The organism is Methyloligella halotolerans (genome assembly GCF_001708935.1).
Taxonomy (GTDB): domain Bacteria; phylum Pseudomonadota; class Alphaproteobacteria; order Rhizobiales; family Methyloligellaceae; genus Methyloligella; species Methyloligella halotolerans.
The window spans coordinates 488,214-500,915 of the sequence record NZ_MASI01000001.1; the positions used below are offsets into that span (position 1 = coordinate 488,214).

12 protein-coding genes and 1 pseudogene are annotated in these 12,702 nt (G+C 61.7%); 6 read left to right on the plus strand and 7 right to left on the minus strand.

Annotation, left to right across the window (positions count from 1 at the left end; all coding sequences use genetic code 11):
* Positions 1-27 precede the first annotated feature (27 nt).
* The gene (locus tag A7A08_RS02425) at positions 28-837 is read left to right on the plus strand and encodes a putative capsular polysaccharide synthesis family protein (protein ID WP_069093924.1); all 810 of its coding nucleotides are present in this window, start codon (positions 28-30) and stop codon (positions 835-837) included.
* Positions 838-1,102: 265 nt separating this feature from the next.
* Positions 1,103-2,053, plus strand: coding sequence for a GDP-L-fucose synthase (fcl, locus tag A7A08_RS02430; RefSeq protein ID WP_069094280.1), 951 nt, complete (start codon positions 1,103-1,105; stop codon positions 2,051-2,053).
* A 21-nt stretch (positions 2,054-2,074) separates the two neighbouring features.
* Here fcl and A7A08_RS02435 read toward each other — a convergent pair whose 3' ends face one another.
* The 6 genes and pseudogenes from A7A08_RS02435 to A7A08_RS02455 all read right to left on the minus strand — a co-directional run bounded on the left by A7A08_RS02435 (position 2,075) and on the right by A7A08_RS02455 (position 7,422).
* Positions 2,075-2,830, minus strand: a complete 756-nt coding sequence (locus A7A08_RS02435) for an SDR family NAD(P)-dependent oxidoreductase (protein WP_069093925.1) — start codon at positions 2,828-2,830, stop codon at positions 2,075-2,077.
* A 15-nt stretch (positions 2,831-2,845) separates the two neighbouring features.
* Positions 2,846-2,974, minus strand: coding sequence for a hypothetical protein (locus A7A08_RS17070; RefSeq protein ID WP_280948599.1), 129 nt, complete (start codon positions 2,972-2,974; stop codon positions 2,846-2,848).
* 39 nt (positions 2,975-3,013) lie between these two features.
* A pseudogene (locus tag A7A08_RS02440) lies at positions 3,014-3,818 on the minus strand (NAD(P)-dependent oxidoreductase); the annotation flags it as partial.
* A gap of 6 nt (positions 3,819-3,824) precedes the next feature.
* Complete coding sequence (locus A7A08_RS02445) at positions 3,825-4,505, minus strand: acylneuraminate cytidylyltransferase family protein (RefSeq protein ID WP_069093927.1); 681 nt, start codon at positions 4,503-4,505, stop codon at positions 3,825-3,827.
* A gap of 2 nt (positions 4,506-4,507) precedes the next feature.
* On the minus strand, positions 4,508-5,563 hold the full coding sequence (locus tag A7A08_RS02450) for a glycosyltransferase family 2 protein (RefSeq protein ID WP_069093928.1): 1,056 nt from the start codon (positions 5,561-5,563) through the stop codon (positions 4,508-4,510).
* 140 nt (positions 5,564-5,703) lie between these two features.
* Positions 5,704-7,422 (minus strand): sulfatase-like hydrolase/transferase, encoded by a 1,719-nt coding sequence (locus tag A7A08_RS02455; protein ID WP_083226374.1) that lies wholly within the window; start codon positions 7,420-7,422, stop codon positions 5,704-5,706.
* 197 nt (positions 7,423-7,619) lie between these two features.
* On the opposite strand from A7A08_RS02455, the gene A7A08_RS15395 reads away from it, so the two are divergent.
* Positions 7,620-8,465 (plus strand): 6-hydroxymethylpterin diphosphokinase MptE-like protein, encoded by an 846-nt coding sequence (locus tag A7A08_RS15395; protein WP_169822897.1) that lies wholly within the window; start codon positions 7,620-7,622, stop codon positions 8,463-8,465.
* A gap of 38 nt (positions 8,466-8,503) precedes the next feature.
* On the opposite strand, the gene A7A08_RS02465 is transcribed toward A7A08_RS15395, so the two are convergent.
* Positions 8,504-9,814: a sulfatase-like hydrolase/transferase gene (locus A7A08_RS02465; RefSeq protein ID WP_169822898.1), complete on the minus strand. Its 1,311-nt coding sequence runs from the start codon at positions 9,812-9,814 to the stop codon at positions 8,504-8,506.
* A gap of 545 nt (positions 9,815-10,359) precedes the next feature.
* On the opposite strand from A7A08_RS02465, the gene A7A08_RS02470 reads away from it, so the two are divergent.
* The 3 genes from A7A08_RS02470 to yidC are packed head-to-tail and all read left to right on the plus strand — an operon-like array spanning position 10,360 to position 12,691.
* Positions 10,360-10,587, plus strand: coding sequence for a hypothetical protein (locus A7A08_RS02470; protein WP_069093931.1), 228 nt, complete (start codon positions 10,360-10,362; stop codon positions 10,585-10,587).
* Positions 10,584-12,035 carry a class I SAM-dependent methyltransferase gene (locus A7A08_RS02475; protein WP_069093932.1) on the plus strand — a complete coding sequence of 484 codons (1,452 nt, stop codon included), beginning with the start codon at positions 10,584-10,586 and terminating at the stop codon, positions 12,033-12,035. The genes A7A08_RS02470 and A7A08_RS02475 overlap by 4 nt, the downstream gene beginning before the upstream one ends.
* Positions 12,035-12,691 carry a membrane protein insertase YidC gene (gene yidC / locus A7A08_RS02480; protein ID WP_069093933.1) on the plus strand — a complete coding sequence of 219 codons (657 nt, stop codon included), beginning with the start codon at positions 12,035-12,037 and terminating at the stop codon, positions 12,689-12,691. Before A7A08_RS02475 ends, yidC begins: the two co-directional genes overlap by 1 nt.
* The last annotated feature ends 11 nt before the right edge of the window (positions 12,692-12,702 follow it).

Below are 12,702 nucleotides of genomic sequence, written 5' to 3' on the forward strand. Positions count from 1 at the left end.
GTAACGACAAAACTAAGATGAAGCGTAATGAGCCAGGCGCAGACTGAACAGGTTGCAATTTACACCATGGGGAAGGTCGCCTCGACGACGATCGCAAAATCCCTTCAGACTCATGACATCCCCTGTTTCGACGTCCACAGCCTGGCGCCGGAGCGATATCTCGCCCTCCTGCGCTCGATCGGGACAAACACCGATTTCGTCCAAAGAGCACCGCAACGGCCGCGTCTGTTTTGGAGGAACCGCGAGGAAGGGCGGAAGATGGTGATGCCCGGACATCTGGTGGATTCGCTCTGGGTGATGCAGGCATTGATCGAGCGGCGCCCGATCAAGCTGATTTCGCTGATCCGTGAGCCTGTCGGCCGCAACATCTCTGCAGCTTTCCAGAACATGCCTCAACGGCTGCAGAACGATCCAAAGGCGATTTTCGAGAGACTCCGAAAGTATCCGGTCAACGTTCCTGACCGATGGTTCGATGAGGATTTCCGCGTCGTGACCGGGCTGGACCTGATGGACATGGACCACGACCGGGATGCCGCACATTTCCGCTTCCAGGCCGATAACCTCGACATCCTGATCTTGAAGACCGCTTCGCCCGATAGAGTGAAGTCCGAGATATTGAGCGACTTCCTCGGACAGCGCATCGCCCTGACCCGTGCAAACGAAGCCAACAGCAAGTGGTATTACCGGACATATCGGGAATGGCTTGCGGCGCCGTCGAAGATCCGCCAGGCCTATCTCGCCGAGTGCTTCGCCCTGAAATACTTTCGATGCTTCTTTTCGGATGAAGAGCGGCAACGGGTGGCGGAAAAGTTCGGATATAGCGGCGCGATCGCCTAGGCCGATCCGGATTTCGCGGAGGCCGCGGATTATCAGCGGTTTCGCGGGAACCGAGAGCAATCTACAGGCGCGAACGAAGCCACAAGAAATGTTACAGGAACAGCTACGAGAAGCTGGTTGCAGCGCAGACCCAAATCCGCGATGCCTAGCTTGAGGAGTGCTCGTCACTCGGCTATTCGAAGGCCCCTGCTTCCGATGAAGAGCGTCGGGCCGTAGCGCAAAATTCGGTTTTTAGAGCGAGGTCTGAGTGGCGGCGTCCAAAGACATCTACAAGCTGACTGGCAAACGGGTCTGGGTAGCCGGCCATCGCGGTATGGTCGGGTCGGCGATCGTGCGGCGGCTCGAGACGGAAGGCTGCGAGGTTCTGACCGTCGGCCGCGACCGCGTGGACCTGCGGGATCAGGCTGCCGTGCGCAATTGGATGGCGGCGGAGAAGCCCGATGCGGTGTTTCTGGCGGCCGCACGGGTCGGCGGCATCCTGGCCAACGACACCTACCCAGCCGACTTCATCTACGACAACCTCATCATCGAGGCGAATATCATCGAGGCCTCCTTCAGGGAGGCGGTCGAGAAGCTTCTGTTTCTGGGCTCGTCCTGCATCTATCCGAAGCTGGCGCCCCAGCCGATGACCGAGGAGGCCCTGCTCACCGGTCCGCTGGAGCCGACCAACGAGTGGTACGCGATCGCCAAGATCGCCGGCATCAAGTTGTGTCAGGCTTACCGGAAGCAGCACGGAGCCGATTTCATCTCCGCCATGCCCACCAATCTCTACGGCCCGGGCGACAATTTCGATCTTGAGAAGAGCCACGTCATTCCGGCGCTGCTGCGCAAGGCCCATGAGGCGGCGCGAAGCCGTGCGGCCAGCCTGACGGTCTGGGGCACCGGCTCTCCGCGGCGCGAGTTCCTCCACGTGGACGACGCCGCCGACGCCATGGTCTCGCTGATGAAGAACTATTCCGGGGCGAGCCACGTGAATGTCGGCTACGGCGAGGACGTGACCATCCTGGAGCTGACCGAGCTGGTCAGCGACATCGTCGGTTTCCAGGGCGAGGTGGTGACCGATCCCTCCAAACCTGACGGAACGCCCCGCAAGCTGATGGACGTCTCCAAGCTGTTCGATACGGGCTGGCGACCGCGCTATACCCTCCGCGAGGGGCTGGAGCAGACCTATGGCTGGTTCTGCGAGAACATCGAAACGGCGCGGCTGAGCGCGTAAGGCTCAGGTCGGCCGGCCGGACTAGATCCAGCCCGCATCGACGACGATCGCCTGCTTGGTGATCATGGCAGCTTCGTCGGAGCTCAAGAACAACACAGCGTTGGCGATGTCATGGGGCATCACGCGGCCAGGCAAGGCTTGCGCCTCGTCCATGAGCTGTTCGGCCTCGGCATCGACCCAGAGGGTCTGCTGGCGCTCCGTCATGGTCCAGCCCGGCAGCACTGCGTTCACCCGGATCTTCTTTTTCCCCCAAAGCACCGCAAGGGTCCGCACCAGCCCGTGGATGCCCGCCTTGGCGACGGTGTAGGCCGGCATGCCTGTCGTGTTGTTGAGCCACGAGATCGACCCCATGCAGATCACCGACCCGCCGTTCTTCTCCAGGTGCGGCAAGGCGGCCTTGGCGGCGAAGAACTGATGCTTGAGATTGACCGCCATGACCTGATCCCAGAGTTCCGGGGTCAATTCCTCGACGGTGTGGCGTGAATCGTTCGCAGCGTTGGCGACCAGCACATCCAGGCGTCCGAAGCTCTTGGCCGCTTCGTCTATCGCGGTCCCGAGCTTCTCCGTGTCGCTTACATCCGTGGGAATGAACCGGATGGCGTCGCTATGGCATTCCTCCAGCGCCTTGCCCGACTCGGCGTCGGTGTCGAGCACCGCAACAAGGGCGCCCTGCTCCACGAAGCCCTCTACGACGGCACGCCCGATACCGCTAGCGCCGCCCGTCACGACGACACCCCTGCCCTTCAGGCTCGGATAGCTTGCTTGTGCCTCCGCCATGGCGGCTCCGATGGTTTAGGCGACGCGGTTCGGTTCGAAGGTCGCCTCGGCCAGCCCCAGGACATGGAGCAGGATCTCCGTCGTCATCTGGTTGATCCGGGCGACGGCTTCCCGGGTATTCGATCCATTATGGGTGGAAAACACGCAGTTTTCGAACTTTCGCAGGCGGCTGTCGGCCGGGAGAGGCTCCTGCTCGAAGACATCCAGCCCGGCCCCGCCGATATGGCCCGATTGGAGCGCATCGGCCAGCGCGGCCTCGTCGATCAGAGGTCCGCGGGCGACATTCACCACATAGGCGCCGGGCCGCATCTTGCCGAGGCTCGCGGCTGAGCATGTGTCGGTTCTCCGGCGTCAGATTGCAGGCGACGAAAATCACGTCCGCTCGCGCCAGGACGTCATCGAAGGGCAGCTGCTCGATGGCATGACGGCCGAGCTCCTCGTCGCTGAGCTGACGGACGTCGAAGCCCACCGGATGCATGCCGAAGGCGCGCGCGCGGTCTGCGATGGCGAGCCCGATCGACCCCAGGCCCAGAACGCCGGCGGTCATCCCGGTCAGGGACCGCCCTTCGATCTTGCGCCAGCCGCCCTCTGCCACGGAGTTGTGCATGAGATGGGTGCCGCGGGTGAGGTTCAGGAACAGGCTGAGGCCGAGATCCGCCACCTCGTTGGCGAAGACCCCCGGCGTGTTGAACACAGGGATCCCGATCCGCGCGGCATGGGCCTTATCGATGCTGTCTGTGCCGATGCCCCATTTGATCACGGCCTTCAGGCCGCTCGCCTTTCCCGCATCGAGAACGGCGGCATCGATCTCGTCGTCCCCGGCGATGACGCAGTCCACGCCGGCGATGTGCCGGCGCATCTCGTCGGCGGCGAGCTGCTGGCCCGGCACGTCGGGAAGCACGGGCTCGACTCCGGCCTCGTCGTAGATGTGGCGGAAATCGTTAAAGTTGCGCTGCAGATGCAGGCAGGACAGGAGCGCTTTGGGCATCTCAGATCACGCGCCCCGGGTCTGCTTGAAGATCAGATCGGCGATGCGGAAATCGATCTCCTCGTCGATATCCTGGGCCTCCAGGCGCTCCATCTCGAACAGGTAGGGGCGCAAGCCGATCCGGTTGTGGCGCTCCTTCATACATTTTCCTTCGAAGATGTAGACGCAGGAATTCTCTTCGTAGAAGGGCGGCAGATCCTGGGTGCGGATCAGGATATTCGGGTTGTGGTTGATGGCCCGGGCCAGGCTGTCCCAGAACCGGGTCTGGACACGGGTGACCGAGAACAGGCTGTCGTAGATCGGATAGTTCGCGAAGAACGTCTCGATGGCCTTGTTCAGGGTCTCCACGGTCATCAACGGGTTGGTGGAATGGGTCTGGAGATAGAACTCCGAGTCCACCTCGCTGATGTCGTGGAGCAGCACGTCATTCATGGGCGTCATGCCGCCGAGCAGATGCTCCGGGCGGTCGAGGATCACAACATCCGGATACTTCTCGGCGCATTGCGCCGCGATGTCCGGCGAATCCGTGTCGATGACGATCTTGTCGATCTGCGGACAGGACTGCATCACGTCCACCATGTGGTGGAAGAGTGGGCGTCCGTCGCCAAAGGGCCGATAGTTCTTTCCGGGCACGCGCTCGGAGGAATGCCGCATGGGCATCAGCGCAACCAATTTGTGGCGGGTCATACTTAGTCGTCTCTGTTCAATACACGCAGATTGGGGCCCGAGGGACGTCCGCCGGCAGAGATTGCAGGCGGTTCGTCTTCGCCGGAGGCCTTCGCTCTGCGCCGCTCGGGCCTGGGAGGCAGGTCCTCGTAGCGGATGGCGTGGCGGGTTCGTTCCCGCTGGGCGAGGCGGCGCTCGTGCGGGCTTTTGGGATAGTAGAAGCGGGTCCTGAGCGCAGCCGAAATTTCCGGGGGATCGTTGTGGCCGCGGTAGGTGCCGGTCAACTGGTTATAGCGGAACATGACGATCGAGCCGAATTCCTTCCGGAGGACGCGTTGGCGCCACGCCTCCATCCAGTCGGAGGCAATGTTTCGGGCGAGCAGCCAATAAAGGTCGAGGCGGGTGAACTTGGCATGATCGTCGATGCCGCGCATGGCGACGGCTTCCCGGCGATACCGGGTGAAGACCTGGTCCCAGCTCTCGTCGTGCACATGCACGATGACCGCATCCGCCACATAGGCGATCCAGTTGCCTCGCGCCTGGGATGCCTTTGCCCAGGCGAGGTCTTCGAGGCCGGTCAGGCTCTCGTCGTAGGGGTGGGTTTCCCACTCGGACCGGCGGATGGCGCAGTTGGCGTTATTGCAGAAATAGGTGCCCTGGGGGCACATGGAATCTTCCGGAAACCACTGGGCGAAGATCTGGTGCTCGGAGAATTTGTTCGAGTCGTTGCCGATCTGCCGGCCGTAGCTGACGGAGACGCGCTCGTTCTTAAACGGCGCCACAAGGGTCTCCAGCCAGGTGTCGAAGACCGGATAGACATGGGCGCTGGCGAACACGCAGATATCGCCCGTGGCGGCCGCGCAGCCGTAGTTCAGCGCACGGCCGAAGGTGAAGTCCGCCTTGTCGATGGGCACGATCTTGAGGTGGTAGCGCTCGGCGATGGCCACCGTCTGATCGGTGGAACCGGAATCGACCAGAATGATCTCATGAGGCTGCAAGGTCTGAACTGAGATGCCGAGCAGCAGCTTCTCCAGATGCTCGTCCTCATTATACGCCCGGATGACGATAGAGACCTTCATGCACTTCCCCCAAGCGCGGCCCAGGCAGGACCGCTCGGATGCTCTCGATCTGGTGCCCGTTCACGCTGCTGCTGTCAACAAAAGCGCGGTTGGTCCATTCCTGACCTGTGAACTTGGCCCGGTTATGACCAGGTTGGCGCTCAATCGTCGCCCGTATCGCCATCATCGCCGGCAGCGTTCTTCCCGGTTACACGGCTTCGATCATAGGCTTTCCGAACCGAGTCCAGCGTGCCTCCAAAGGTGTATTCGACGAAGGACCCTTCCTCGGGCTGGCCGTGCTTGCCGACATAGCGGCTCACGCTGCCATTGTCGTAGTCGATGAAATCGCGCTTCCGGTCGGGATCCGGCTGCAGAGCGAAGATATTTTCGCCGGGCGCTTTCCCATCGCAGCCGATGGCGATGGCGCACAAGGTGGCACGCAGATCGGGCAGACGTGCGGGCACGCCCGAAAGAGTGAATGGCTCTTCGTCATCCTTCGGTTTGATGGCGAGAACGGGCGTTAGTCGTCCCAACGGTCCGCTCGCCGAGGAGACGACGTCGAAGAAGCGCTTGTCTTCGCTCTTGGTGACACTTCCGCCGTGATCGCCCAAAAGGACGATGGTGGTGTTGTCGTAGACCCCTGCCCGCTTCATGGCATCGAGCAGCTCCGTAAAACCGCGAACGGCGCAAACGAGCTGCGCCTTATAGTTCTCCCGCGCATGGTCGCGTTCCGAAACCACATCGCAATCATCGTCCAGCACGAGTGGCGAGTGGGTGGTCATGAGGTGAAAGAACTTCAAGGTCGGAGGCACGTCGCCGGCGGTCAGGCTGTCGGCGAAAGACGCCATCGCCTCGGCCGAGAGCGCCGCGCGTCCCTGAAGGCGGGCATCGATGTAGCCGCGGATGTGCCCCTTGCCGCCGTTGTACATCCACTCGTGGGCGAAGGTCGGCAGAACACGAAGGGCGCCGATCTCGAGAAGCTCCGCATAGGTGACGGCGGAGTCTGTCGCGGGACTGAAGCTCGCGACCTGGGTCTCGCTCCAACATTTCTGGGCGGGGCAGAGGCCGGCGAGCTTGAACCCGGCAAGTTGGGTCCGCCCGCCCTTCGCCTCGAAATCGGCGAACATGCTGTCGTCCCGCGCCTTCGCGTAATAGTCGCGGATGGTGCCGCCTTCGTAAGGGCGCCCAGAGTAGATCGTCATCATCGACATCATTGTGTAGGGCGAATAGGTGAGCGTGTTGTAGAAGTAGGTGAAACCCTGCATCGCCTCCCGCAGCCCATCGTTTTCCTCCATCACCTCGGCGAAGACATCCGACGAGAAGGTGTCGACGAGCACGATGAGAATGTTCTCGTTCTGCTTTGAGAACGTCATGAATTCGGTCGGCGGATCGCCCTCGGTCTCGAAGGCTTCCGGTTCGAACGACCAGTTCCGCTCATTCAGGAGCGGCTGCAGGGTCAGCGCCAGAACCACCACGAGCACCAGCCCGCCGCCGACACCAAAGCGATATACGGCGACGGCCGCGATGCCCAAGGCCAGGAGGAGCGCCAGCAGCGACCAGATGCCCGACATTGTGAGGAACGGTGTGAATTCGGCATCGCCGTCGAGCACGGGCACGTCGGACGCGAAAAGCAGGGCCTTGATCGCGATGGCCAGCGCAAGCACGACGTAGACCCTCGACAGCCTCGGCACCAACAAGCCAAGCCCGATCAGGGGCAATGCCACCGCCAGAGAAACGAGGGCGCCGATGAGATAGAAGTTACCGAAGGCAAGATCGATTCCCTCGGGAGCCTGCTGAAAGAGCGGCGACGGCATCAGCAGAAATAGGGATGCGGCGAGCGCAAGAGCGCTCACGAAGACTGCCGATCGAGATCCCCACATGCTTCCCTCCTTGTTCCATCCAACACCTGGATGTCCCCAGTCTTTTTGATTTCCGGCATCTCCGGATAGGGCCTAGCCCATGCCGGCCAGACGTCTGCTGACGCCTGCTCGCTCTCCATGGACAACACCCTATGCTCTCGTTAATTGTGCGGAGTGTTGTGCCTCGCAAACTCTCCGGGCAAAGGCCCTGCTTCCCAATGAAATTGCCTTTCGCTACGGAGCTTCCGACCTCGTTGCGCGCCATCGGCCGTGCGCTCGTGCCGAAGCGGTTTCGTCCGGCCCTTGCCGCTCAGCTTCAGCACCTCGCCCATCGGCAAGAGCGCCGTCATCCGCAGTTCCGGCACTCGCTGGAGCGCCTCGAAGCGATGCGGGAGTCTCATCGGGGCGAGACCTGCGTGATCCTCGGCAACGGGCCGAGTCTCGCCGATGTCGATCTTGGCCAGTTCGACGGTCTCACGACGTTTTGCCTGAATCGCGGCTATCTGAAATGGAACGAGGACGGGATGACGCCGACTTACGCGGTCGCCGTCAACGACCTGGTGATCGAGCAGTTCCACGATGAGCTGGCGGCGCTCGCTTGCCCCGTCTTCGTACCGTGGCAATACCATCACCTGTTCGATGGGCACGACAACGTGATCTTCATCGAAGCCCGCTGGCAGGAACGCTTCTTCAAGGACATCCGGAAAGGCGTCTGGCCCGGCGCGACGGTCACATTCGCCGCCATGCAGATCGCCTATTTCATGGGGTTCACCAACGTCATTCTCGTCGGCGTAGACCACCGCTTCGCCCAGGCCGGCCCCGCCCATCTCGAGGTGGTTCAGGACAAACACGACGTCGATCACTTCGCGAAGGATTATTTCGGCCCCGGCGTCCGCTGGAACCTGCCCGATCTGGAACAGTCTGAACTTTCCTACCGGCTCGCCAGGGACGTCTACGAAGCGGAGGCCCGCCGCATCGTCGATGCTACGAAGGACGGGGCCTTGACCGTCTTTCCGAAGATGCCGCTGGACGCGGCGCTGGCAGAGGCCCGCCGCTCCGCCTGATTTGCGCGCCTGACCGCCCGCGATCTCGCGGTCCGGTCTCACTTGAATTTCTCCCGCGGCGGCAGTGCGCTCGAATCGTAATCGGCATCCCGAAGAAGCCCGGTCACAGTGAACTCCTCGTAGGCCTCCTCAGGCATGCCGTCCAGCCGGCGGTGATCGGTCTGCCAAAGCAGAAAATCGATGAAATGGCGTTGCCGCGCGGCATCGTCCTCCAGAGCGAAGACGTTCTCGCCGAGGATGCCGCCTCCGCAATCCCGAAGGACTTCGGCGCAGAGTGTCGCCCTCAAATCGGAGTTCTGGGTCGGGGCGTCGTCGATCTGAAAAGGCCCAGTCCTGTTGGGCAGCTTGATGGCGAGAAGCGGCTCGAAGCGGGCCAGCCGCCCCCAGAGCGGCGGGACCTTGCCCAAGATCGGCTCTAGCTCCTCCTCCGGCTCTCCCGTCGTTTCGCCATGATCGGCGAGAAGAACGATGGTCATCTGGTCATAGACGCCGGCCTCCTTCAGCGCCGCGACCAGGTCGACAAACGTCCTCACATTGCATCGTACGAGATCCTCGTAATCCTCGCGTGACTTGCCCGATACGTTCACCTCGTTGCAGCCGCCATCCAGCGCGATGGGAGGATGCGCCCCCATCAGATGAAGAACCTTCAGGCTACGGTCGGCATCCGTTGGCTCGAGATATCGTGCGATCGAGGAGAGAGCGGCCAGCGACTTCGCAGCCTTGCTGGCAGGCACCGTGCTCAGGGCGGTGCGCAGCCGGCCACGGTCGTCGTTGTACCAGCGCTCGTGAACGAAAGTGGGGAATATCCTCAGAAGGCCCAGCTCGAGGACTTCGAGGTAATTGCTGAGATCGACCTGGAATTTCTCGAGGCGGATCAGCTTCGATGTGGAAATGCAATGTTGCGCCGGACAGCCGATGATGCTGATCCCGGCAAGCGATGAGCCATAGCCGTGGGCCTCGAAGTCGGAGAACAGGCTGTCCTTCCTGAGATCGTTATAGCGCGCCGTGACGCTGCCGCCCTCATAGGGTTTGCCCGAATAGATCGGGATCATCGACATCAGGGTCGTGGGCGCCCGGCCCACGTTGTTCCAGAAATAGGTGAAGCCCGTAAGCGCCTCGCGATACTCCGGATGCTCCTGCAACACCTGGGCGAAGACGTCGGACTGAACCGTGTCCAGAAGCACGATCAACGCGTCGCCTTGCTTTGAGAACTTGAAGAAGCGGGCCTCTTCCGAATTCGGCGCGAGTTCGCTCGCGAGAGCGGTGGACGGCCAGGAGAATCGCCAACTTTCCGGATCGAGCAACGGCTGAAGCCCCATGGCGAGGAGCGCAATCAGGCAGAAGGCCAAGGCGGACGCGCTGAGTCGGCGGGCGAGCCAAATGCCCCCCAAGACCAAAAGGACGATCGAAAGCACCGACCATAGGCCGGCCGCGCTGGCGAACTTGGAGAAAACTTCCCCGCCGTCCAGTAGCGGAACGTGAGAGGGCAGGAAATACAACTTCCCTGCCGCCGCGAGAGCGATGCCAGCAACAGCGAAACCGGTTCGCGTCAATACCGCAAGCGGGAAGACGATAGCAGTCGCCAAGACCGCAAAGCACGCTCCGAACAGGAGAAGATTTCCGTATTCGAGAGAAATATCCTGTGGATTGTTCTGGTAGATGAAAGAAGGATTCAGAATAAAAACTGTGGCGCTCAGCATCAGCGAGCCGAAAAACGCCTTACCGACTGCGCGATCCGACACCTTTTATTGTTCCTTCACTTGGAGTCAGCGCTCCCCCGCGCCACGTGCAAGGAAGCCACAGTGAACTTAAAACTGGCGGCGGCCAACTTGTGGGTGTGACAGTTTCATGTAGAAATTGTGACAGTTTGATCATCGAACGGTTGGGAAATCAAATGCGCAAACTTCACGTTCTCGGTATGAGCGCCGTCTTTTTCGGCTGCATGATTGCACCCGCCTACGCGTATATCGATCCGGGTTCGGGTAGCGTTCTGACGACCGCGATCATCGGTTTCTTCGCGGCCATCGCGTATACATGCCGCAAGTATTTCTATCGGCTGAAGAGCGTCGTGCTCGGCCGCAGCAACACATCGGAGAGCGATCGCGAAGCGGCCTCCAGATGATCACCGCGCATACGGGTTCGGCCACGCCCGTGGCCGATCCCGGTTCGTTCCGCGACAGGAATAACCGGGTCTTTGACGACGGTGAGCAGATCTACCGCGGCGTCAGTTCCGAAGCCTTGGAGAATTGGCGGCAGGTCTCCCGAACGGGATTTTTCCGAGATCTGACCGCGCGCTCGAAGATCGTCCCCACCGAGGAAGCCGCCCTCCCCCGCGGGAATGCAGCCGAGTTGGATAACTGGCCGGGCATGCTCGTGCATGAGCGCGTCCCGTTCCTGAGCTATCCGTACGAATGGTCTTTCGGCATGCTGAAGGATGCGGCGCTGCTGCATCTGGAGCTGCTCGAGTCGGCCATGGAGGAAGGCTGGACGCTGAAGGACTCGTCGGCGTTCAACGTGCAGTGGAAGGGGCCCCGCCCGGTCTTCATCGATATTCCGTCCATGGAGCCCTACGCAGAAGGCGACCCCTGGCGCGGATATCGCCAGTTCTGCATGATGTTCCTCTACCCGCTGATGTTCAAAGCCTATCGCGGGATCGACTTTGCGCCCTTCCTGCGCAGCAATCTCGATGGCATCGACCCAAGCCTCGCCAACAAGATCCTCACCGGGCGGAGCCGCTTCCGCAAAGGCGTGCTGACCCATGTGGCGTTGCATGCGCGGATGCAGGAACGCGCTGCGGCGCAGGAGCTCGACGAAGCGAAGGAACTGACGGAGGACGCCAAGGGCCAGGTCAAGGGCGCAAGCGGCTTCCGCCACTCCAAGGCGATGGTCCTCGGCACGATCCAGGGACTGCGGCGGACCATCCGCAAGATGAGCAGCCCCGACGCCCGCACCGTGTGGGGCAACTACGATACCGATCACAGCTACGGCGACAGCTCCTTCGAAAAGAAGAAGGCGTTCGTGGCCCGGAACGGCGGCGAGCGCCATCGCGGGCTGGTCTGGGATATCGGCTGCAACACCGGCACGTTCTCGCGACTGTGCGAGCCGTTCTCCGACTGGGTGATTTCGATCGACGGCGATCCCAAGGCGATCGAGCGGCTCTATCAGCATGAGAAGGAGCGCGAAGGCTCCAAGCTCCTGCCGATGATCATCGATCTTTCGAACATCTCGCCGAACCAGGGATGGCGGGGCGCCGAACGCAAAGCGCTGGACGCCCGCGGCAAGCCGGACCTGGTGCTCTGCCTCGCCCTAATCCATCACATGGTGATCACGGCCAACATCCCGATGAGCGAGTTCATCGGCTGGCTGGCATCGCTCGATGCCGACGTGATCCTCGAATTCGTCAGCGCCGAGGATGACATGTCGCGCATGCTGCTGCGCAACAAGGTCAACCAGTATGGCGACTACACGGAAGAGGAATTCGAGCGGTTTGCCAGCGAGTCGTTCGAGATCGCCGATTCCGAGCCCCTGAAGGGCGGCCATCGCAAGATCTATTATCTCCGCCGCCGCTGATGGATTTCCTGCAGACGATTCTTTGGCCGCTGACAGCGCTGCTGAAGGTGGTGCTGGAGGCGTTCCACTCCCTGCTTGGGAGCTATGGCCTGTCCATCATCTGCCTGAGCCTTCTCGTCTCCGTGGTTCTCCTTCCCATCTCGTCCTACGCCAGGAAGCTGGAGATGCGGGACAAGGAGCGGCTCGACCGGATGGCGCCGGCCATCGCGGAGGTGAAGGCGAACCATAAGGGCCAAGAGCGCTTCGAACGGATTGATGCGATCTATCAGGAGCACGGCTACCACCCCATCAAGTCGATGGTCTCGCTGGTGCCGCTGCTGATCCAGCTCCCGTTCCTGATCGCGGCCCTGTTCCTGCTGATGGACTATCCGCCCATCCAGGGAGACCCCTTCCTCTTCCTGCACGACCTGGGGCAACCGGATCATCTGTTGCCCCTGCCGTTCCTGGAACAGGGGCTCAACCTGCTGCCGCTGGTGCTGATCGGGGTGACCCTGCTGGAATCCTGGCTGCGGAAGGAATCGACGGCCCAGTCGCGCCGGCGCTTCCTGATCGTGGCCGCGGTCCTACTGGTGCTGATCTATCCCGCGCCATCGGGGGTCTGCCTCTACTGGCTGACGAGCACCTGCTTCTCCTTCGCCCGGTCGATGATCGGCTGACTGGTCCGCAA